21 protein-coding genes are annotated in these 20,575 nt (G+C 42.1%); 13 read left to right on the forward strand and 8 right to left on the reverse strand.

The annotated features are described in order from the left end of the window. Nucleotides 1-119: 119 nt before the first annotated feature. Nucleotides 120-590 carry a CreA family protein gene (locus R7Z47_RS07105; RefSeq protein WP_005397614.1) on the reverse strand — a complete coding sequence of 157 codons (471 nt, stop codon included), beginning with the start codon at nt 588-590 and terminating at the stop codon, nt 120-122. 145 nt (nt 591-735) lie between these two features. Here R7Z47_RS07105 and R7Z47_RS07110 point away from each other — a divergent pair, with 145 nt between their 5' ends. Together R7Z47_RS07110 and R7Z47_RS07115 are read left to right on the forward strand one after the other, a co-directional pair. Beyond that, nucleotides 736-1,245 carry a hypothetical protein gene (locus R7Z47_RS07110; RefSeq protein ID WP_005386088.1) on the forward strand — a complete coding sequence of 170 codons (510 nt, stop codon included), beginning with the start codon at nt 736-738 and terminating at the stop codon, nt 1,243-1,245. Nucleotides 1,246-1,440: 195 nt separating this feature from the next. Further along, nucleotides 1,441-2,109, forward strand: coding sequence for an HAD-IA family hydrolase (locus R7Z47_RS07115; protein WP_047103569.1), 669 nt, complete (start codon nt 1,441-1,443; stop codon nt 2,107-2,109). A gap of 430 nt (nt 2,110-2,539) precedes the next feature. Here R7Z47_RS07115 and R7Z47_RS07120 read toward each other — a convergent pair whose 3' ends face one another. Then, entirely contained in the window at nt 2,540-3,970 is a 1,431-nt protein-coding gene (locus R7Z47_RS07120; protein WP_025767793.1) for a methyl-accepting chemotaxis protein, read from the reverse strand. A gap of 314 nt (nt 3,971-4,284) precedes the next feature. Between R7Z47_RS07120 and R7Z47_RS07125 the strand changes: the two genes are divergently transcribed. From R7Z47_RS07125 to R7Z47_RS07135, 3 genes are all read left to right on the forward strand, one after another. Beyond that, the gene (locus R7Z47_RS07125) at nt 4,285-4,458 is read left to right on the forward strand and encodes a hypothetical protein (protein ID WP_017820948.1); all 174 of its coding nucleotides are present in this window, start codon (nt 4,285-4,287) and stop codon (nt 4,456-4,458) included. 81 nt (nt 4,459-4,539) lie between these two features. Next, nucleotides 4,540-5,142 (forward strand): ACP phosphodiesterase, encoded by a 603-nt coding sequence (locus R7Z47_RS07130; protein ID WP_213867702.1) that lies wholly within the window; start codon nt 4,540-4,542, stop codon nt 5,140-5,142. 67 nt (nt 5,143-5,209) lie between these two features. Further along, entirely contained in the window at nt 5,210-6,469 is a 1,260-nt protein-coding gene (locus R7Z47_RS07135; RefSeq protein ID WP_005376383.1) for a DEAD/DEAH box helicase, read from the forward strand. A gap of 27 nt (nt 6,470-6,496) precedes the next feature. Here R7Z47_RS07135 and R7Z47_RS07140 read toward each other — a convergent pair whose 3' ends face one another. Then, a complete protein-coding gene (locus R7Z47_RS07140; protein WP_262606750.1) occupies nt 6,497-7,285 on the reverse strand; it encodes an EAL domain-containing protein in 789 nt (262 codons plus the stop codon). Between the two features lie 187 nt (nt 7,286-7,472). Beyond that, nucleotides 7,473-8,105: a hypothetical protein gene (locus tag R7Z47_RS07145; protein ID WP_005376385.1), complete on the reverse strand. Its 633-nt coding sequence runs from the start codon at nt 8,103-8,105 to the stop codon at nt 7,473-7,475. Between the two features lie 183 nt (nt 8,106-8,288). Here R7Z47_RS07145 and R7Z47_RS07150 point away from each other — a divergent pair, with 183 nt between their 5' ends. The 3 genes from R7Z47_RS07150 (at nt 8,289) to R7Z47_RS07160 (ending at nt 9,811) form a co-directional block, all read left to right on the forward strand. Next, nucleotides 8,289-8,531 carry a DUF2164 domain-containing protein gene (locus tag R7Z47_RS07150; protein WP_005390155.1) on the forward strand — a complete coding sequence of 81 codons (243 nt, stop codon included), beginning with the start codon at nt 8,289-8,291 and terminating at the stop codon, nt 8,529-8,531. Nucleotides 8,532-8,705: 174 nt separating this feature from the next. Then, entirely contained in the window at nt 8,706-9,245 is a 540-nt protein-coding gene (locus R7Z47_RS07155) for a cytochrome b (protein ID WP_025767789.1), read from the forward strand. Further along, nucleotides 9,242-9,811: a YceI family protein gene (locus tag R7Z47_RS07160; protein ID WP_017634178.1), complete on the forward strand. Its 570-nt coding sequence runs from the start codon at nt 9,242-9,244 to the stop codon at nt 9,809-9,811. The genes R7Z47_RS07155 and R7Z47_RS07160 overlap by 4 nt, the downstream gene beginning before the upstream one ends. Before the next feature lie 137 nt (nt 9,812-9,948). Here R7Z47_RS07160 and focA read toward each other — a convergent pair whose 3' ends face one another. Beyond that, the gene (gene focA, locus R7Z47_RS07165) at nt 9,949-11,400 is read right to left on the reverse strand and encodes a formate transporter FocA (protein WP_262606749.1); all 1,452 of its coding nucleotides are present in this window, start codon (nt 11,398-11,400) and stop codon (nt 9,949-9,951) included. A gap of 301 nt (nt 11,401-11,701) precedes the next feature. Here focA and R7Z47_RS07170 point away from each other — a divergent pair, with 301 nt between their 5' ends. Continuing rightward, complete coding sequence (locus R7Z47_RS07170; RefSeq protein ID WP_005376369.1) at nt 11,702-12,607, forward strand: LysR substrate-binding domain-containing protein; 906 nt, start codon at nt 11,702-11,704, stop codon at nt 12,605-12,607. Nucleotides 12,608-12,835: 228 nt separating this feature from the next. After that, nucleotides 12,836-13,318 carry a DUF1097 domain-containing protein gene (locus R7Z47_RS07175; RefSeq protein ID WP_017634175.1) on the forward strand — a complete coding sequence of 161 codons (483 nt, stop codon included), beginning with the start codon at nt 12,836-12,838 and terminating at the stop codon, nt 13,316-13,318. Nucleotides 13,319-13,471: 153 nt separating this feature from the next. Here R7Z47_RS07175 and R7Z47_RS07180 read toward each other — a convergent pair whose 3' ends face one another. Further along, complete coding sequence (locus tag R7Z47_RS07180; RefSeq protein ID WP_047103581.1) at nt 13,472-15,106, reverse strand: ATP-dependent endonuclease; 1,635 nt, start codon at nt 15,104-15,106, stop codon at nt 13,472-13,474. A gap of 268 nt (nt 15,107-15,374) precedes the next feature. Between R7Z47_RS07180 and R7Z47_RS07185 the strand changes: the two genes are divergently transcribed. The 3 genes from R7Z47_RS07185 (at nt 15,375) to R7Z47_RS07195 (ending at nt 19,230) form a co-directional block, all read left to right on the forward strand. Beyond that, the gene (locus tag R7Z47_RS07185) at nt 15,375-17,117 is read left to right on the forward strand and encodes a bifunctional metallophosphatase/5'-nucleotidase (protein ID WP_262606748.1); all 1,743 of its coding nucleotides are present in this window, start codon (nt 15,375-15,377) and stop codon (nt 17,115-17,117) included. A 622-nt stretch (nt 17,118-17,739) separates the two neighbouring features. Further along, nucleotides 17,740-18,759, forward strand: a complete 1,020-nt coding sequence (locus R7Z47_RS07190; protein ID WP_154204355.1) for a TerC/Alx family metal homeostasis membrane protein — start codon at nt 17,740-17,742, stop codon at nt 18,757-18,759. A gap of 279 nt (nt 18,760-19,038) precedes the next feature. Continuing rightward, complete coding sequence (locus R7Z47_RS07195; RefSeq protein ID WP_005376351.1) at nt 19,039-19,230, forward strand: hypothetical protein; 192 nt, start codon at nt 19,039-19,041, stop codon at nt 19,228-19,230. A 186-nt stretch (nt 19,231-19,416) separates the two neighbouring features. Here R7Z47_RS07195 and R7Z47_RS07200 read toward each other — a convergent pair whose 3' ends face one another. Continuing rightward, the gene (locus R7Z47_RS07200; RefSeq protein WP_005376350.1) at nt 19,417-19,974 is read right to left on the reverse strand and encodes a PhnA domain-containing protein; all 558 of its coding nucleotides are present in this window, start codon (nt 19,972-19,974) and stop codon (nt 19,417-19,419) included. Nucleotides 19,975-20,263: 289 nt separating this feature from the next. Continuing rightward, on the reverse strand, nt 20,264-20,473 hold the full coding sequence (locus R7Z47_RS07205; RefSeq protein ID WP_017634171.1) for a YgdI/YgdR family lipoprotein: 210 nt from the start codon (nt 20,471-20,473) through the stop codon (nt 20,264-20,266). Nucleotides 20,474-20,575 lie beyond the last annotated feature (102 nt).

Genomic DNA, 20,575 nt, shown 5'->3' on the forward strand with positions numbered 1-20,575 from the left:
TAGCAACCAAAGCAGCTGCAATTTATGACGCTTGTCGTATTGCAATGGGTTGTTTTTTAAACTTGTTGCTCAGCAGCGCCCGGAAAGAGCCTGCTCCGCGCTAACTAAATTTACCCGCGTTACTTTTTCACTTCAGTTGGCTCAACGTAAGCCTTGGTACCCCAAAGTGGGACTGTCGAAAGGCTATGTTTAAAACTACCATCGGTCTCTTTTGTTGTATAAGACAAGTAGAGTAAGGTTTGGTTATCGGCATCATAAATACGGCGAACCTTCATTGTTTTGAAGAAAATGCTTTTTGACTTCTTAAATACAATTTCACCGGACTTACTCTTATCTATTTTTGCAATCATTTCCGGTGTGATTTCGCCAGTCTGACGACATGATATTGAGCTATCACTTGGATCTGCTAAGCTGAAATCCGCTTCGATAGAGGCGATGTGACATGTGACACCTGTTACCACCTCGTCTTTCAACTCACCGACTTTGATGTCTTTCAAAGTAAACCAACCGAGCCCCACGTCAGCAACATCGTTATCTGAACAACCAACTAGAGTAGTAGCAAGCAATGCACTTAACAGCATCTTTTTCATTATTTTTGTCCTTAACTAGGAAAGATATTGATGAAATCTATCAGAGGTTTGCACCTAAAACAAAATTTAGCCACGGAAAGGTCTATGTGCGCTAGGTTTGTTGCGGGCTTCATGCTAATGTACTGCTCTAAACGAAGGTATCAAGATGAATGAACAACAGTTAGCCAGTATCGAGCGTAAAAATACATGGCTGTATGATCTGGTCGAAGTTGAATTTCCGACACCAGAGAGTTTGAAAGGGCGCGATGTCTATTTCAAAACGCTAGAAAAAGCAACGTATCAAGTAGTCGACAAAGACACACTACTGGAAAGTGACTCTGAATTTAACCCCGACGACATTTTTCTGGTCGATTTTCATCGACTGACCATTATGTTCTCTATCTTGCAATCTCAGCGCTGGGAACAGCAGTATGATAAAGATATGATCATTGAATATCTGACACAGATTATCCTCACGCCAGATTTTGAATTATATGTTGGTTTTAAATCAGGAGTCCCAATTGGTGCTGCTATTGTTAGCCATCTCGAAGGAAATACACTCATCTCTGATGTTGCTGTTTCTGAATCAAAATACAAAAGCTCGTTTGTGGCTGATCTGGCTAAAAGACTAAGCACCGAGCAAAAACTGTTAGACTCAGTGGTTATCGAAGACTAACTTACACATCAATGTGCATAAAAAGTAAAGCAAGATGACGTTGGGTGATCTTGCTTAGAAAAACTGTAATTGCTCCCTTCTATTTCCATGAAATGCCAAGCTCGTCGTTTCAACAATCCCAAACTCAAATAAGATTAATCCAAACATTCTTAAAATCAGCTTGGGCTTGAGCCTTTAAGACGTCTGGAGATGGCTATGGCAATTACCAATATTAAGTGCGTGATATTTGACTGTGATGGTACGTTGGTCGACAGCGAAAGACTGTGTTGCCAAGCGCTCGTCAATGTATTTAACCAGCATGGGGCTGAGTTAACGATGGAAGAGTGCGTTTCTCACTTTAAAGGAGGAAAGCTCGCTGACATCCTTTTAGATACTAAAGAATTGAAAGATATCAAAGTCCCAATTGATGTTTTAGAACCGCAATACCGAGAAGAAGTCCAGTCTCTTTTTGTGCGTCACTTACAGCCGATGGATGGCGCAAAACGATTAATTCAGTTTTTGGATTCGCATAATATCGAATATTGTGTGGCGTCTAATGGACCTAAAGATAAAATTGAATACGCTTTGGAGTTAACCGGTTTACTCGATGCTTTCCGAGGGAAAGTGTTCTCGGCATTCGATGCGAATAGTTGGAAGCCTGAGCCCGATTTAATCATGTACAGTGCTATGAGCATGGGCTTTTTACCAAGTGACTGTCTTTATATTGATGACACGCCTAAAGGAGTCGAGGCGGGACTAAACGCCGGTATCAAAACGGTGCAGTTATTTAATGGTGAAGCTATCAATCGTGTTGATGACGAGCGTGTAATTCGCATTCATCATTTAGATGAATTAAAAGAGCAGCTGTGTGGCTGCTCTGTTTGACCTACTAATGGCAAACCGGACTCAAGCTGTGGATGTGCTTAAGTTTAGACTGTAGGTAAGGCGTTTGATGTAGACATTGGATAGATGAGAAGTTTTTTGTATGAAATCCACAAGCAGCGCATGTGAATTTCTCGCCATCCGATGAAATGAGATATTCATCTCCTTGGCAGAGTGGGCAGTTCAGGTTCTCTATGTCTTTTGTGTCTTTGTAATTATTCATATTGTTTTCCAGCAGCAAATTGGAATTGGCAAGATCAAGCATAGCGGAACGCTTTGTTTAAGAACATTATTTCATCCGGTACAGCGAGAACTTGAGATTCACTTCAAATATCCACTTGGATGTCGTAGAAAATATCGAAGGTAATAGTTGAACACGGTTTAAAGAAAAGGGCTCCTTAAGGAGCCCTTGTTGATCATAAGTTCCACAACCTTATGCGGTGCGGTAGCGTTGTAATATCTCACCAAGAGAAACGGAGGCTTGCGTGAGATTAGCGACGCCAGCGGTAGATTGCTCCGCCACTTCTCTGATTGTGCTTGATTGACTACGAATTTCTGAAAGTTCCGATGCAATATCGTTAGCAACTGCGCTTTGTTCTTCAGCAGATGTGGAAATCTGAATGCTCATGTCCATTAATGAGCGTGCTGACTCGGCAATAGAGGTAACATCATGGCCGATTTCATCAATAAGCTGGCTGCTGGTTTGAGCTTGCTGAACGGTTCGGTTGGTGATTGAAGCAATGTTCTGGCTCTCAATTTGAAGCTTCTCAATCATGGCTTGGATCTCTACTGTTGCCTGTTGAGTTCTGCTTGCTAATGTACGTACTTCATCGGCAACCACTGCAAATCCACGACCTTGTTCACCAGCACGGGCTGCTTCGATTGCTGCGTTTAGCGCCAACAGATTAGTTTGTTCTGAAATGGCGTTAATCGTTGTGATCACGTCATTAATCTGCGTCGTATTCTCGTTTAAATTGGTTACTGACGTAGAGGCTTGTTCAATATAGCTAGATAACGTCTCTATCTCGCCAATCACGTTTTGTACACGGCTTCTGCTTAGTTCGATCTTCTGGGCATCTTGGTCTGACTGCGTCGTTGCTTGTTGAGAAATACTTGATACCTCCTTTGCAGAGGCTGTCATTTCTTCCATTGCCGTCGCGACTGAATCAAGCGTTTGATATTGATGAGATATCTGGGTTTCACTCAACTGCATATCTTTTTCGAATGCAGAAGATGTCTCGCTCAACATCGTTGCATTATTTTTAACACTATTAACCAGTTCACTTAAGGTATCCATAGACTTGTCTAGCGCACAGCCGATGGTACCGAATTCATCTCGACCAGGGTGAAAACCAAGACGAGAGGTTAAGTCACCGTCACCAATTTTTTCGGTTGTTGTATATAAAACCCACAGAGCTCCTCCGATAAACGTTGCCACCCAGTAAGAGAATAGGGCAAAAGGAATAACCCATAAGAAGCTGAGTAATAGTGACGATAGAGCTGATGATTTTACCGATTCGTATTGTGTGGACACATTTTGAGTCAGCTTAATCACTTCTCCAGAATGCAACTTGGCATAAGCGGTGACAGACCCATCGACAAAAGAACTCTCGCTTACGCGGTTCGATTTCGATACGCCGTCAATTTCTGTAGCGCGGTTTGATTGAGCATCAACGATACCAGAAAGCTTCGCTTCGCTCGCCGAGATGGCTTGCTGCTCAAATTGTTGTATTTCATTGAAGTAGCGGCTTCCAGCCACTGAAGTGAGGGCTACTAAAAACAGTAGGAATATAACCCACATTTTGTCGTTGATAGACATCTTGATAAACAGCCTGTCTATCGTTCTAAACTCAACTTCTCTCATTTAAAGCTCCATTAGAGATAAAAGATATTGACCAAATCTATTGCTATATCGAAACAAAATATGCGAAGTTAATCAGCAAAATATGTAACGAATACTAAATTTAGTTTAAGAAATGAGATCTAAGGACGCCTATAACAGTATGTTATATCTTTAAATTGACATGAATGTTGATAAAAGAGTCATTTCTCTAAAGTGTTAAGCGGATATGAAACTTAATTGCAATCGTTTACTTTTGATTGTGCTCATAGGTTTTCAAATCTTTACTTCTCGCTGTCATGAATGTGTCATATAAAGACTATAAAAAGGAGTTGCTGATGTGGATATGGCAAGAGCCAGGCCGTCAGCAAGTAAAAGCAAGAGAGCTTAAAATAAAGGAGGTCACAATGAGCGACCAATACCAAAACGATGAGAGCCTAGAGCTGCTAGATGCGCTTGAAATTGGCATTATCTTGTCGGAATACGTTGGCTCAGACAACGAAGCCGAATAGCGGAACACTCTCATCTCGTCGTAATTGACGTTATACTAGGTTCATGTCACACCAAGCCCTAGAGGCCAAAACTGGCGTCGAATGAACTTTCTAGCCCACCTGCATATCGCAGATCACAGTAACAGCCATTTGTTGGGAAACTTGCTTGGAGACTTCGTAAAAGGAGATCCAAGCAAGCTGTATGAACGCGATATCTCAAATGGCATCAGATTACATAGATTTGTTGACCGTATTACCGATCATCATCCAATCGTCAACGAATGTAAGCCTCATTTCACTGGTGTTGCGAGACGTTTTGCACCTATCGCTTTGGATATGTTTTGGGATCATTGCCTCGCAAAACACTGGAACGACTTTCATTCCGTGCCTCTCGAACACTTTGTAAAAACGGCATACGAGAGAGTAAACCGAGAGGTTCATGAACATTTGCCGCCACGTTTTTTGGTGCTCCACAGCAGAATGTGGCATGGCCGATGGCTTCAATCCTATCAAGATCTAGACAATATAGAATTTGCACTACATCGGATGTCGCAAAGAAGTCCTAGAATGGCAGACTTAACCACAACATTTAAAGTGATTGAAAGTGATTACACCGAATTAGAAGAGAAGTTCTCGTCACTTTATCGAGATGTTTTGCGCCAGTCGTATGATTTTCAGCAACAGCTTAATGACTCAACTCAATGAGATAGAAAAGTAGTATGGCTTTAGGGGCTCTGGTAAACTCTGCGCTCCAAAAATAATGAGGTTACACATGTCTGTTAATTTTGCTGATTTAGGCATCGAACAAAAGCTAATCGAGACGCTAGGCAATCTAAATATCGTGACGCCAACACCAGTGCAAGAAAAGTCAATTCCACACGTCCTTGCAGGAAAAAACTTACTTGCTGCTGCACAAACTGGTACGGGAAAAACGGCTGCGTTTGGTTTACCTATCATACAAACCGTTCAGCAAAAGAAACTTAATGGCACACCTCAAGCATTGATTTTGGTTCCAACACGCGAGCTTGCACAGCAGGTATTTGATAATTTGAATCAGTACTCGGCAGAAACAGAACTTCGCATTGTGTGTGTTTATGGTGGTACAAGCATTGGCGTACAAAAGAGAAAGTTAGAAGAGGGCGCTGATATTTTGATTGCCACGCCAGGCCGCCTTTTGGATCACCTGTTTAATGGTAACGTAAACATCTCTAAAACCGGTATGCTCGTGTTAGACGAAGCCGACCGTATGTTAGATATGGGATTTTGGCCTGACTTGCAGCGCATCTTCCGACGTTTGCCTGCTGAGAAACAGATCCTATTGTTCTCTGCGACATTTGAGAAGCGAATCAAAACTATTGCGTATAAACTCATGGAATCGCCAGTTGAAGTCGAAGTTTCACCAGCAAATACGACTGCTGAAACGGTAACACAAATGGTTTATCCAGTGGATAAAAAACGGAAACGTGAATTGCTAGCGTACTTAATTGGCTCGCGGAATTGGCAGCAAGTGCTTGTATTTACAAAAACGAAGCAAGGTAGTGATGAGTTAGCGAAAGAGCTCAAGTTAGATGGCATCAAAGCGGTTTCTATCAACGGCGATAAATCACAAGGCGCCCGCCAAAGAGCTTTGGATGAATTTAAACAAGGTAAGGTGCGTGCTTTGATTGCAACCGATGTGGCAGCACGAGGGTTAGATATTCAAGAGCTAGAACAAGTCGTGAACTTTGATATGCCATTCAAAGCAGAAGATTATGTCCATCGAATTGGCCGCACTGGAAGAGCAGGAAAGTCAGGTTTGGCGGTTTCTCTGATGAGTAGAGATGAGGAGTACTTGTTGCAAGCTATCGAGAACCTGCTTGATCAACGCTTACCCCAAGAATGGCTGGCAGGTTTCGAACCAAGTCTTGTAGAAGAAGTTGAGCCTGAACAAAATGGGGGTGGGCGCCGTCGTAGCCGTTCATCAGAGAAGCGTAAGCTAAAAGCAAAATTGGCGATTCATAAGAATCGTGGTAAATCACGTAGCTCTCGCTAAACCGCGCAAACTTTTGTTCTTACATAATCAGGCTGTTTTTGCCTCTTCATAGACGTCTAACGTTTGGGGGATAGCAAGTAGGTACCCTTGATACATATCGAAACCGAGCTTTTTCATTAAGCGAAGTTGATGCTCGGTTTCAATTCCTTCGATAACGGTTTTAGAGCATAACGCTTTTGCGAGTGATAATGCATCGTTAAGCGCTTTAAATTCACCGTTTTCATACCTTAGCAATAAAGAGCGATCCATCTTGATTATATCTGGGCAAACGCTTCTCACTCGCTCAGTTGTCGATGCATTGACGCCATAATCGTCAATCGCTAATTTAAATCCTTCAAGACTTAACTCCCGAGCAGCTTGAGACAAAGAGAGTTCATCCTCCACCTTCAATTCAAGTAACTCCATGACGATTTGTTCATTCATCAAATGCGATTCATAAATGGTTTGTTTTAGCAGTCGGTTATAAGTGATGTCTTTGACTAGTATCTCTGCCGCTACCGGTAATACATTGAGAAACAATTGTTTTGTGTGAAAGCGAGACTGAGAGAAATTTTTGATATGGATTAGGCGACTTAAGCGTTCAACATTGAGCAAATCTTGAGTGGGAGTCGCTTTGGATTGGAAAAACTGATCTGGCCTAACCATGGTGCCATTGGCATTGCTAATTCTTACCAGTGCTTCAAGGCCAACGATGGAAATATCGTTCTTATATATGGGTTGAAAGACACTGCGGAGAGTGAAGTTCGCGTATTTCGCAATATACTGCCCGTCGGCTTCTTTCCGGATGCAACTAAGTAGTTGCGAGATGTTCATCATTGTTACCACAACCTAAATCAATGTCTCAACATCAGCGTTATCGCGCTAATTTTTCTATTTCATTGGCAATGAATCTAAGTGTGCTCATTAACTCAAGCAAGAACGATGGTAATGGATGGGTAGTTTTGTCGAGTGATATCAAACAAATTGATGAAATAATTGATAATCTCAGCACTTCAATTTGATGCTACCATTGCAGTACGGCATACAACTGCAAATATTTTCTGACTAACTGCTGTTTGTTCGAACGCCGTAAAGGATGCCCAAACTTAATGTAACAAGGGCTAATACCGAATCGAGTGTCCAAAGATTGCGTGAGTTGCGACTCGCTGGTGTACAGTGTGATTCCTTGTTCTGTGTATTCGTTGATCTGATCGGGTAGTTCCCCCATCCACCAATGAAGCAATTCTCGGCTCGTTTTGCTGCGACTTATCCAATGATCGCAAACCAAAAAGAGTAGGTCATTAGGCTGTAAGGCATAACCATATTCACTCTGCCATTCCGTAATTGATGAGAGTAAGTTTTCCCGGCAAGATTTTCCGGCACTGACCATATGGTGACTCAGAACCCAGACAGTGCCAATGTCGGATGAAATTCGATAGTGATGGGGAAGGTCTGGAGAATCCAACACTTCGATTGGCTTTATCACGCAGTTGTATCCAAAGTGACGAAAAGTATGTTCCATCCTTCTTGAAAAAGCGAGACCAAGATGATGCTCACTCATGCCTTGGTTATGCACCGCAGGGTAATGCTTTTCACACAGCTTAAGACAGTCGTCTTGAAAATCATTAACACTTTGAATAACTAGGTCGAGTAGCAAAGAATATCCCTTAATAATTACAAAACGAACTGCAAAAGGTTAGCATAGTCTTTTGAGAATAGACTAATTTACTTCGGCAACTTCTTGATCTAAACACCAAATTTCTCACAAATGACCGTGTCTAATCTTTAATAGAGCAACACGAAAGAAGCAGAAGTTGAACAAAAATTTGAAAGGGAAAAAATGATAAAGCTAGAACGCGCACAAAAAGAGGCGTTGGCCACCGCCATTCAAGATTACATGCAAGACGAGCTAGATGTTGAAATTGGCCAGTTCGATAGTGAGTTTCTAATTGATTTTATTACAGAAAAACTAGGGCCAATTTATTATAACAAGGGTGTTGAAGATGCTAAGTTACTGGTTGAACGCAGAATGTTAGAAGTTTCCGAAGAGCTGTATGAGATAGAACAAGAAGTTAAGCTGTAAGTTTCAGTTTTACAAACGATTTAAAGTTCCTTCAAAAAATTCGAACAACTTGATAGATACGGTACCATTGGCTGGATGTAAATGATGGTAAATAATCTGTTTCATATGACGTAAATAGGTTAATGTAGTGTTTCTTGCTCAGCATTAACTTAGGAATATATCTAGGAACTTGAGATGGATACACTGGTAAAGAATTACAACCTTACTGCACGCGTGATGCATTGGTTATCAGCGCTGTGCATTATTGGTCTATTTGCAGTGGGTTTGTGGATGGTCGACCTTAGCTATTACAGCGAATGGTATCGAACTGCGCCGCATTACCATCGCTCTGTCGGTATTTTACTCGCTATTTTAACTTTGGCACGCATCGTATGGAAACATGTGACGGCGTCACCAAAGGTAGAAGGCAAACGTTACGAAGTGCTTGCTGCTAAAGCAGCGCATGGTGTCATGTACCTACTATTGATCACCATCTTTGTTTCAGGTTACCTCATTTCAACGTCTGATGGACGCGGCATCGAAGTGTTTAATTGGTTCACCGTGCCAGGAGCGGGAGAGTTATTCCCAGGCCAATCAGATATTGCAGGTGAGATTCACTTCTATGCAGCTTGGGCAGTCATCCTGATTGCAGGCTTACATGCTATTGCTGCACTAAAACACCACTTTATCGATAAAGACAACACATTAAGAAAAATGTTAGGAGCTTCAAAATGAAAAAGTCACTTTTCGCTACAGGATTAGCTATCGCTATGGCACTGCCATTTGGTGCGCAAGCTGCAGATTATGTCATCGATACCAAAGGTGCTCACGCTTCAATCAACTTTAAAGTTAGCCACTTGGGTTACAGTTTCATCAAAGGTCGTTTCAATACATTTTCTGGTGACTTTTCTTTTGATGAAAACAACATTGCTGACTCAAAAGTAAATGTTGTTGTTGATACAACCAGCCTAGATTCAAACCATGCTGAACGTGACAAACACATTCGTAGTGGTGACTTCATCGATGCTGGTAAATACAGTGAAGCAACCTTTACGAGCACAAAAGTGGTTGATAAAGGCAATGGCAAACTAGATGTAACTGGTGATCTAACGCTACACGGTGTTACTAAGCCTATTACTATTGAGGCTGAATTCGTTGGTGCTGGCAGTGACCCATGGGGCGGCGAGCGCGCTGGCTTTGTTGGCAACACTCGCCTAGAGCTTGCTGACTTTGACATCCCAGTAATGGGTGCTTCAAGCTACGTCGATATGGAACTTCATATCGAAGGTATTAAGAAGTAATTAGTTCCTTTTAGATACACTAAAAGCGCTCTTCACTTGAAGAGCGCTTTTTTATTATCTTAATCATATCACTAACATCGATAAACCCGTCAGTGATAGCGATTGAAAGCCAATAGACGTTGTAAATGTTTAGCGAATTACGCTGTTTCTAACTCGCTTTTTTCCACTAGGTTTAAACGCTCACCAAAAATCGGGCGTAGTGCTTTTAATACTTCAGTACGAGTAACCACCCCGACCATCTGCCCATTTTCAAGCACAGGAAGCACTTGTGGCTTACTTACTTTGATACTTTTAGCGCGTTCTTCGAGAGACAAAGACGTCAAGCGAGTGGCAATACCCATACTGCTCGCTGGGTACAACTGCTCTTTATCGATACATAGGAATTCCACAACATCAACGAGGCGATCACCAGCGTCAATTGCGACCACATCTCGGCTCATGATGTCTACGACTTTTTGGTCTTTCACCGGAATGTAGTCCTCACACCATAGTTCTACCATCACATCGTGAGCAGAGAAGAAGCCAACTAATCGATTTTGTACGTCTACAACAGGTGCGCTCGTTACGTGATTATCAAGTAACACATCCAGCGCGGCTGCAATTGGCGTTTCTGCACGAATGGTGACTGGTTTTTGGTTCATAATGTCTTTAACAAAAGAAGCATTTTTCATGGTGAAATCCTTAACTGACGACAGTGTTGTAGTTGTAGTGATAGAAGAAATATTCGCTGCTTTTAGTTCTGGTCGGCGAAAAATACACCAGTTTGAAAGGCCAACTAATACCGCTCCGCCGACGATGTTGCCAAGCGTGACAGGAATTAAGTTAGCGGTAATAAAGTGGCTAATGTTTAGGTCTGTGTATTGTGACGCGGGCACACCGACAGATGCCCAAAAAGATTCAGGTGCAAAATTCGCGATAACAATACCAAGTGGAACCATAAACATGTTCGCAACACAGTGCTCAAAACCGCTGCTGACAAACATTGCCACAGGCAAAATTGTCATTGCTGCTTTTGTCATTGCATTTGCAGAACTAAATGTCAGCCAAATCGCTAGGCAGACCAACAGGTTACAGAGAATACCGAGTGCAAACGCTTGAATGAGAGTGTGGTGAAGTTTGTGTTGTGCGATGTTAAGCGCATTTAATCCCCATTGACCGCCATCCATCTGATAAAGACCAGCAGCAGTAACCAGAGCAAGTAGGAACATCGCACCAATAAAGTTACCAACGTAAACTTTGCCCCAGATCGAAAGCATCTTACCGAACGAGATTTGCTTATTGGCCCAAGAAATACTGGATAGGACGGAGCTGGTAAATAATTCACCACCGCAGATCACTATGAGGATCAATCCCATGCTAAATGCGAGTCCACCAGCTAGGCGGCTCAAGCCCCAACCAGCGCCCGTACTGCCGGTGGTCACCGTGATGTAAAACAAGAATGCTAACCCGATGAACGCGCCGGCCATAATCGCGAGGCTTAATGTCATACTGCTGGTTTTGTTTGCCTTACTTAACGCAAATTTTTCCGCTTCAACCATCATCTCTTTTGGAGAAAAATACTGGTGATTTTGAGAACTGGTCACCGCCATATTGACTCCTTAATTTGTAATCGCATAAAAAATCCTTGGTTATTAACTCAAAAATGAAATTGTTGTTTTTATTAAGAGCCTCAATGACTTCGGTTTCAAAACCATTGAGGCTTGCGGTGTTCCCGAACCGCGTACTCAGAATAGGGAGAACGGTTAGTAAGGTAAAATTGATAATATTTAGAAACCTCATCAAATTAATTGATAACTTTACGGGGCTAGGTAAAATGAACTCTATTGCTTATTGGGGCATGCTTTAACAATTGTGGGGATTGGGAAATACCCACTAATAATGGAGGACACTTTGCGCTACTCACTTAAGCAATTAGCGGTTTTCGACGCAGTTGCAGATACCGGCAGTGTAAGCCAAGCCGCAGAAAAATTGGCTTTAACACAATCAGCGACGAGTATGTCGCTTGCGCAATTAGAGAAGATGCTTGGCAGGCCGTTGTTTGAGAGGCAAGGCAAGCAAATGGCGTTAACCCATTGGGGGATGTGGTTACGACCAAAAGCAAAACGCTTGCTACAAGATGCATTGCAGATTGAAATGGGCTTCTATGAGCAACATTTATTGAGCGGTGAGATTCGTATGGGAGCTAGTCAAACCCCAGCAGAGCACTTAGTTCCCGACCTTATCAGTATCATTGATAATGACTTTCCAGAAATGCGTATTTCCCTCGGTGTACAAAGTACAAAAGGGGTGATTGATGGGGTATTAGATTACAAGTATGACTTAGGGATTATTGAAGGGCGCTGTGATGATAACCGTTTACACCAAGAAGTATGGTGTCGTGATCATCTTACTGTTGTCGCAGCTTCTCATCATCCTTTTGCGCGTAATCAGTCTGTTAGCCTTGCGCAGTTAGAGCAAGCGAAGTGGGTACTAAGAGAGCATGGCTCTGGCACACGAAAAACATTTGATAGTTCCATTCACCACCTTATTGAAGATTTGGATGTGTGGCGCGAGTATGAACACGTTCCGGTGTTACGTAGTTTAGTTGCTAATGGTCAGTACCTTACTTGCTTACCGTATTTAGATGTAGAGCGATATATAGAAGCAGGTCATCTTGTGGCATTAAATGTACCTGAGTTAAAAATGGAAAGGACGCTTTCATTTATATGGCGCTCAGATATGGCAGAAAACCCATTAGTCGACTGCATTAAAAGAGAGGGGCTGCGAATGATGAAAGGGAAGCCTTCAGTTCTTTAAAGGTTGATTAAACATGCCTACGAGATGAGTTGGGTTTATTCCCCAAATCTGTTGATTTATCGGTTGCGTCAAACTTTTAATGTAAATTGTGAAAATAATAATATCTTATTGTGATCGGTATCACCGATAAGCTGAGCTGATGTATCTAACATGTGTCCTTGATTTCAATGTATGAAGGCAGTTATTGAACCATATAGGTACGATAATAGCCGAGCAGGTATGACTACCATGACGACACTTTTAGCTATTTCTATCACTACTGGAATTTTATCTGGCGTATGGGGTTGGATCGCCATCTCTTTAGGTTTGCTTTCTTGGGCTGGTTTTTTAGGTTGCACGAGCTACTTTGCAGCGCCAACGAGCGGATTGAAAGGACTAGGCATCAGCTTAATCACCAATATGACAGGCGTATTCTGGGCAATGGTAATTATTCACGGTTCCACTTACGTGGGGTTGGAAATTATTGGCTATGTGATTACCGCTATTGTGGCATTCTTCATGTGTATTCAAGCTAAACAGGCTTGGCTCGCGTACATCCCTGGTACTTTTATTGGTTCATGCGCAACATTTGCGGCTGACGGAAACTGGCAACTTGTCATTCCATCGTTGTTGCTAGGTGGTGTGTTTGGCTATCTAATGAAAGCGACAGGGCTATGGTTGCATACGAAATCAACCGCTACTTCTTCTTCGCTTGCTGAGCAAGCACAGTAGTGAACCCCCGATCTTATTGGTATCCACTGTGTATTGAGTTTTATCCCTCTCAATACCCTTAATCAAAATTAATGATGTTTGATACAAGCACACCAAATTGGTGTGCTTTTTTTGTATTACAAGACAATACGCTGAGTGTAAAATACGTCTAACTCATGTATTGCCGTTGGCCATGGTAACAACGCGTTTAAGTGTCCAGCGCAGAAGAACAGGAATACACTCCATGCCTTTCTCTTCACAATGAGAAACAATAGCCAAAGCTAAGTCCGGTTTTGCATGTTTTTTCAAAACACGATTTACGACTTTTTTAGCAGGGATAGGGTGGTCATGAGGAACTTTGATGATGTCCTTAAAGAAAAGTTCAAAACCATTGTTGTACAGAAAGTGCTCGATGTCTCGGTCGGGTAACTCCGTAAGTCGATGCCTTTCCTGATCATGGTCGAGCTGTGCTCGCACTGCATGCGCGTACTTTTTCCCTGCTGGGTCGCCATCGGTAACGACATGCCAATCAATACCAAACTCTTTTGCTACTTTGATGAGTGATTTTAGACCTGATTGAGCAAACTCAACGATTTGAACCCCTTCGGCAGCCAAGTCATACCCGCATTGACGAGCCAGTTCATGAAAAAGCCAAACTTCGGTTTCGCCCTCAACAAGTAACCAGCACCGCGCAAATAATGCTCCTGAACGATGAAAACGAATATGGAAACCAATTCGGCGCAACTCATCTCGACCAAACTTTGTTGAGTTTAAACTCTTAGCGATGGTTCTGTCTGATAGCCGAATTAAACGTCGAATTGAATACAGTGGAACAGAACCGAGTAACGTGCCACTGTTGGTGGTTAATATCTTTTGCATTGGCAACAATTGCAATAAGGACCACGCTCTCGCTAGATGAGTTGGATGCAGTCGACCTTCTGGATCTTCAATGATCAGTATTGGTCTCGCACAGCGCCTTAAATCGGTGGGACCCTTAGCTTGAAGATAGGCATTGAGTAACCCCATTAAAAGCAAACGGCTTTGTTTGTCATTGGTTTCTTTCAAGAACTGACTCAAACCTTTATCAGAGGAAGGGCTTGTATAGAAAAGACCATCACGAGGTTTGCGTGGGTTACCTTTACTGACACTTCTGAACGCAAAATAGTGTTCAACAAGCGTTTGCATTGAGTCGAGGCTACTACGAATCTCACCTTTATTCACATGGCCAGGCATAGCCAATAAGCGTCGACAGGTGTTGTTGATTCGTTTTTCAATCCGAGCATTTTTACCATCGCCGTTGACATGGTTTAAATCTGGGAAGCGTCGGGAGTCACGTAGTCGGATTACAGGATGAAGTGTCATTAACTCAATAGCGAGTTTCTCTGAGTGGTGAAGTTTTTTGGGTTTGCCGTTATGATCCAAAAACGCGTACTCTGTATTAATGCCGTGCTCATCGCGAGACGCACTAATACGATAGTAAATGACTTGCTCACCATCTTCGTTGGTGCACCATGTAGGCTTTATGCGTCTGTAGCGTCCCGCTTTTACTTCGTTTTTATCCTGTGCTTTAAAACAAACAATGATCTGTAAGTGTTGTGTTTGTGGATGAGAAATTGAGTAGTCAACGTGAAAATCTTTCAGTTTGAATTGATACAATGAGCCATTGGCAGGTAATGCGATGGAAAGGGCATCGAGTAATGATGATTTGCCCCACGTGTTTTCACCGATAAGCGTGGTGAGTTCGTCAAAAGAGAGTGAAAGGCGTTTGATGCCTCTAAACCCGGAGATTTCGATGCGTTCTAGTCTCATCTCAATCCTCCTTGTAATTATTTGAATTATCGAGAGTTATTTTGCTACTCCTAAGCATATATGAATTCGAAATTTTTGAGTTAAGCTCAGTTCACAAAATTACGAGAGCCTCTTACTGAATAGAGACCGTTACAAGCGAGGCTTGCTTTCAAAGCCGGGGGACAGCATCGTGATCACTTAAACATGAAATCCTAAATCGCAGTTTCATAAAATTCATGATTCTGTCATGATTCACTTCTTATTATTATAAGGAATGAAAAAAGAGAAGATGAAGATGAATAACAATCATAAGCCAGTGAGAATCAAACTGGCACACATCAATGACACACATTCCTACTTTGAACCAACGTCATTACAGTTAAAGCTTAAGATAAACAATGAACTCACGCTAGAGCCTTATGTCAGTGCTGGCGGCTTTTCTCGTATCGCAACCCGAGTCGAGCAGTTAAGAGATGATGCTCAGCGCCAAGGTCACGGGATGTTGTTCCTCCATGCCGGAGATTGCTTCCAAGGCACGCTGTATTTCTCACTATTTAAAGGCAAAGCCAATGCCGACTTATTGAACGCATTAAAGATTGATGCAATGGCGTTAGGCAATCATGAATTAGATATGGGGAATGAGCCAGTTGCGTTGTTTTGCCAACGTACTCAGTTCCCATTGCTTGCTGGCAACTGGGATTTATCCAATGAATCACTTAAAAAACCTCACCGTATCAGTGATTGCAAGGATGTATATAGTTACCAACCGGATACACAGAGCGCACAATACATTGTTAAAGAATTCCATGGTGAGCGGGTCGCGATTTTCGGATTATCCATAGATAAAATGAGCGACATCGCAAACCCTGATGCAGACACGCCTTTTCACTCAGCAATTGAAACCGCCAAGGCGACCGTAAAACAAATCCATTCATCAGGTATAAAAAATATTATTCTTCTGAGCCACTTAGGTTATGAAGGTGATTTAGAGTTAGCTGAGCAAGTCGCAGGTATTGGTATAATTGTTGGTGGACACAGCCACCGGTTGCAAGGTGATTTTTCATCAATAGGGTTAGGACAAGACGATCCCTACGGTATCAAAGTTAATGATACCTATGTGGTGCAAGCGGGTTTCCATGCTTTGACAATGGGGCACTGCGTCATTGAGTTTGATGAACACGGTAAAGCAACGATGTTGAGTGGACAAAATGAACTGTTGCTTGGCCGACGTATTTTTTGGGACTCGACGCTAAACCAACAGCTCGACCAAGGTGTATTCGAAACCGCGTGCGACTTCATCCATGGTCAACCGAATGTCGTGGTTTGTAAGAAACACCCGGAAACTCAAGCTATCCTGAGCGATAAATATATTCCTCAGGTTAGGCAGTTACAGTCACAAGTCATTGCTAGTGTTGACACCAAAAAGCGTCATGTGAGAATTCCCGATGAATTTGGTGAGAGTGAGTTGGCTTCCTCCGTTGCCCGCTCATTTCTGCACTGTTTAAACAAACGTGGATATGACGTTCAATTTGCAATTCATAATGCGGGTGGCGTGCGAACCTCTTTGAACCCTGGCAACATCACAGTGGCAGACATTGCCGGACGACTGTTGCCTTTTGCCGTTCCTATCGGCTTTTACGATGTAAAAGGCAGCGCTATTCGCCGTGCACTTGAAGGCGCGATAAATAATGCACTCAACAATGGCGTAGAAGGCACTGGATCTGGCAGTTATCCGTACACTTACAATTTAAACTTCGAGTACCACGCAGATGCCCCAAAAGGTGAAAGAGTTCAATCATTAGTGATTTTTGATGGCAAACAATGGGTAGGTGTTCAAGATGATGTTTGGTATCGAGGGACTTCTTCTGCCTATACGATGAAAGGGAAAGAGGGGTATGATGCATTGCAGGAGATGAAAGGAGAAGGGCGTGTGACCAGTTTGTCCATGGCTGATTGTTTTATTGAACTCCTGACCGATGAGCCAAACTGTTTGAATCAAAGTCACAAACTTTACACAAAGCGACGTCGATAATAGATACTGGTATTGATTTTGCTGCTCTCCACTTACTACATGGGTTGATGAGGATGGCAGTATGTGGAATAAAGATTGGGCAGATACGGCAGTCGTGGTTGCCTGGATCGCAATTTGGTCAACACTGGTCTACTTTGTGCCTCTAAGCGGCTTTTGAATTGCTAAGAATGTGGATGTTACAAAAGGGAGCAGTAATGCTCCTTTTTTGTATCTATCTTCCCCGTTAGGGCTCTAACCAATGAAGAGTTTGTCTTGAGCCATTTGCTGCTTTTTGTCTGTTTACTAAAGTTCAGGTGGTTGAATCCATTTCTTTCTTTTTATAGTGCTTCCTGATTTTTGATAAGAATTTTATTTCGATAAGACAAGGCTTTTTTGTTGGAAAGCCTGACGCTCGGCGTTATTATGTCGGCGTTTGGGGAGTAGTTAGCGCAAGTTTACTTATCGTCATCTCGTTAAGCATCAGCTTATCCGGTAAGTAAAGGTGTTACGTGGTTCATTCACGTCAACACTTCAACGAGACCAACGCATTCATTGACTAGCAGCACATAATCGTTATGTGGCTGTTGGTTGTTATTGTCTGCGGAAGGTCACCAAACGAAGTCCTTCCGCCATGGGAGGAAATATGTCTCTTATCGAAAATACCACCCAATTGAGCCAATCGGTGCCTCTTCAAGAATCATTAGCGATGTATGGTGCTTTTGGTTTATTTACCCTTGTTCTTGTTACGCTTGATATCTATCAAACACGTGGTGGCATTATCACGATGAAAAAAGCCATCGTTTGGAGTGTTTTTTGGTTCTTGCTTGCCTTTGTTTTTGCAGGTTCTATTTATTTATTCTGGGACTTTTACGCGCCACATAGCGCTTATACGAACGACAAAGCAACGATTTCATTCTTAACTGGTTACTTACTAGAGAAGTCGCTAAGCGTGGATAACTTGTTTGTGTTTGCCATCATCTTTGCACAATACAGTGTGCCGGAGCACTTGCGTCCGAGAGCATTGCTTTGGGGGGTGATAGGTGCGCTAGTTTTACGCGCTGTCATGATTGCGGTTGGTGCTCAGTTACTTGCACAGTATCACTGGGTATTGTACTTATTTGCTGCTTTCCTTATTTGGACGGGTGTTAAGTTAGCTCGCGACAAAGGCGAAGCAGAAGAGGTTAATCCATATCCTGAGCAGTTGATTCGAAAGGTATTGCCAGTTACAGATGACTACCAAGGAAATTACTTAATCTTAAAGCAAACTGGTAAGTGGGTGGCAACACCGATGCTGATCGTTGTCGGTGTCATTGCAGTAATGGACGTTATGTTTGCGTTGGATTCTATACCAGCTATATTCGCGGTAACGCGAGAGCCATTTTTAGTCTTAGCCGCGAACGTATTTGCATTATTGGGTTTGCGATCGCTGTACTTTGTTCTTCAAGCAATGTTAGACAAGTTTGTGTACTTAAAACCAGCATTATCAGTAATCATGATGTTTATCGGGGTAAAAATGCTATTGGTTGGAACAGAATATGAGATTCCGACAACATGGTCTCTCACATTTTTAGTTGTTGTGATGACATCGGCAGTGGTGGCATCACTCCTAAAAAATAAAGCGAAGCGTCAAACTAGCGTTAATATTACTAATCAAAAAATATAAAGTAAGCACTAAAATCAAAAGAAATAACGAAAAATATTGTTAAATATATGTTGTTGATTAAGGGGCGATTATGCAGGTAATGTTCAGTTATTCAATGTAATTACAGCAATTGTGATTATTTATGCCGTTATTATTCATTTGTATTTTTGAGTTTTGTAATGAGTTTGTTTTATTAGAAATTCTAATTTGAATGGGTAAAATTTGTCATTTCTTAAACAATAAGAAACTGACTAATATACAACCAACTAAACAGACTACTGCTTTTAAAGAGAGGCAATCATGGCACAAGCAATGCAAATGACAAATGTAGCTTTACCAACCTCTATGGATAAGAAAACCTACGCGGTTAACTTCAAAGGACTGATTGCTCACTTACTGGACATTCTATTTGTAGATAACACTGCGCCACGCAGTTACTACGCAGAAGACTTGTCAGCACATATTCAAAAAGACATCGGTATGTACCGTTAATATTGAAATAGTGTAAGAAATACCGGCCTATGAGCCGGTATTTTTTTTATTTGTAAAACATGCCTACTCAACCTACGCCCTAGAAAAGAAACACTCTAGAGGAGGTAGACATGATAGTAGATTAAGTGTTGTATAGAAAAACGGGGCACCATTAGTGCCCCGTTTTGACATGACTGAAGTGCGATATTACTTCTTGCGGCAGTATTCTGCGATCACGTACATCGACTGACCACCATTTGCCTTACCCGAAACTAGCTTTGGATCATCGCCAAGGCTAATACCACGAATCACTGTACCTTGTTTGATTACTTGGTTAGTGCCTTTTACTGGTAGGTCTTTAATTACTGTTACATCGTCACCTTTCTTAAGTTCAGTGCCGTTACAGTCAACCGTTTTATCGTCAGCAGACATCCCTTTCATTGCCCAGTTCATTTGCTCTTCTTCCATGTACATCATGTCAAGAGCATCTTGAGCCCAGCTTTCTGTGTTTAGGCGAGTGAGTTGGCGCCATGCAGTCACTTGTACAGCAGGAACCTGGCTCCACATGCTTTCGTTTAGACAACGCCAGTGGTTAATGTCTTTTGGCTCATCGATCTCACCCAGACACTTATCACAAACCATGATGGCAGTATCAACCGTCACATTACCGTGAGGTGGGACAGCGTATGCAGTTAGTTGAGATTCAGAAGAACACAGTTCACATTTTGACTCGCAGCGCGCAAGCAGAGTAGCTTCAATAGACATAAGGACTCACCTTAGTAATGTTATTTTGTGGCGGTATTATCCACTTTATCCTGAGAAATAAAAGGGTGTTAGCGAATTAAAGACTAGATTTTACAATACTCCAACCTGATTAAGGTGAAGATGTAAAATATTCGCTAAATAAATAATACGGAAGTATAAAAGACACTATTAATTGTTTTGGCTTATGAATTAGTTGTGTCAATTTCTACAACGATTACAAGCCTAAAAGAGGTAAATGTAGAGAGAGGGTGGCTAGAACATAGCCCTCTAATTTACAGAGGGCCTGTCGTTAACGTTCGACAATCTGGACAATTTGCTCTTTTGAAATACTCATTTCTTTACCATCCATGTCTTCATATTCGTACATACCCGTTTCCTCGTTCAGGTCTGGTTTACCGTAAGAGGTAATAATTTTCCCTTCATTTGTCGACATCAGATATTGGCTACTTCCGCATGCAGAAAGAAGTAATACAGTGGCAATAACAGTCAATACGCGCATAGAGTTTTCCTTTTAAACAAGTGAGTTAGGCAAAGACATCGATTTAACTATAGCAGAGGAAATATGAGTGGGTTTGAATAGAATTGAAATGAAAAAGCCCAG

The organism is Vibrio sp. 1641 (assembly GCF_033339995.1).
In the GTDB taxonomy this organism is placed as follows: Bacteria; Pseudomonadota; Gammaproteobacteria; order Enterobacterales; family Vibrionaceae; genus Vibrio; species Vibrio alginolyticus.

Excerpts from the sequence above, each read along its gene's own strand:
- R7Z47_RS07105 (WP_005397614.1), bottom strand. The coding sequence starts at position 590 with ATGAAAAAGATGCTGTTAAGTGCATTGCTTGCTACTACTCTAGTTGGT.
- R7Z47_RS07110 (WP_005386088.1), top strand. The coding sequence starts at position 736 with ATGAATGAACAACAGTTAGCCAGTATCGAGCGTAAAAATACATGGCTG.
- R7Z47_RS07115 (WP_047103569.1), top strand. The coding sequence starts at position 1,441 with ATGGCAATTACCAATATTAAGTGCGTGATATTTGACTGTGATGGTACG.
- R7Z47_RS07120 (WP_025767793.1), bottom strand. The coding sequence starts at position 3,970 with ATGAGAGAAGTTGAGTTTAGAACGATAGACAGGCTGTTTATCAAGATG.
- R7Z47_RS07125 (WP_017820948.1), top strand. The coding sequence starts at position 4,285 with ATGTGGATATGGCAAGAGCCAGGCCGTCAGCAAGTAAAAGCAAGAGAG.
- R7Z47_RS07130 (WP_213867702.1), top strand. The coding sequence starts at position 4,540 with ATGAACTTTCTAGCCCACCTGCATATCGCAGATCACAGTAACAGCCAT.
- R7Z47_RS07135 (WP_005376383.1), top strand. The coding sequence starts at position 5,210 with ATGTCTGTTAATTTTGCTGATTTAGGCATCGAACAAAAGCTAATCGAG.
- R7Z47_RS07140 (WP_262606750.1), bottom strand. The coding sequence starts at position 7,285 with ATGATGAACATCTCGCAACTACTTAGTTGCATCCGGAAAGAAGCCGAC.
- R7Z47_RS07150 (WP_005390155.1), top strand. The coding sequence starts at position 8,289 with ATGATAAAGCTAGAACGCGCACAAAAAGAGGCGTTGGCCACCGCCATT.
- R7Z47_RS07155 (WP_025767789.1), top strand. The coding sequence starts at position 8,706 with ATGGATACACTGGTAAAGAATTACAACCTTACTGCACGCGTGATGCAT.
- R7Z47_RS07160 (WP_017634178.1), top strand. The coding sequence starts at position 9,242 with ATGAAAAAGTCACTTTTCGCTACAGGATTAGCTATCGCTATGGCACTG.
- focA (WP_262606749.1), bottom strand. The coding sequence starts at position 11,400 with ATGGCGGTGACCAGTTCTCAAAATCACCAGTATTTTTCTCCAAAAGAG.
- R7Z47_RS07175 (WP_017634175.1), top strand. The coding sequence starts at position 12,836 with ATGACGACACTTTTAGCTATTTCTATCACTACTGGAATTTTATCTGGC.
- R7Z47_RS07180 (WP_047103581.1), bottom strand. The coding sequence starts at position 15,106 with ATGAGACTAGAACGCATCGAAATCTCCGGGTTTAGAGGCATCAAACGC.
- R7Z47_RS07185 (WP_262606748.1), top strand. The coding sequence starts at position 15,375 with ATGAAGATGAATAACAATCATAAGCCAGTGAGAATCAAACTGGCACAC.
- R7Z47_RS07190 (WP_154204355.1), top strand. The coding sequence starts at position 17,740 with ATGTCTCTTATCGAAAATACCACCCAATTGAGCCAATCGGTGCCTCTT.
- R7Z47_RS07195 (WP_005376351.1), top strand. The coding sequence starts at position 19,039 with ATGGCACAAGCAATGCAAATGACAAATGTAGCTTTACCAACCTCTATG.
- R7Z47_RS07200 (WP_005376350.1), bottom strand. The coding sequence starts at position 19,974 with ATGTCTATTGAAGCTACTCTGCTTGCGCGCTGCGAGTCAAAATGTGAA.
- R7Z47_RS07205 (WP_017634171.1), bottom strand. The coding sequence starts at position 20,473 with ATGCGCGTATTGACTGTTATTGCCACTGTATTACTTCTTTCTGCATGC.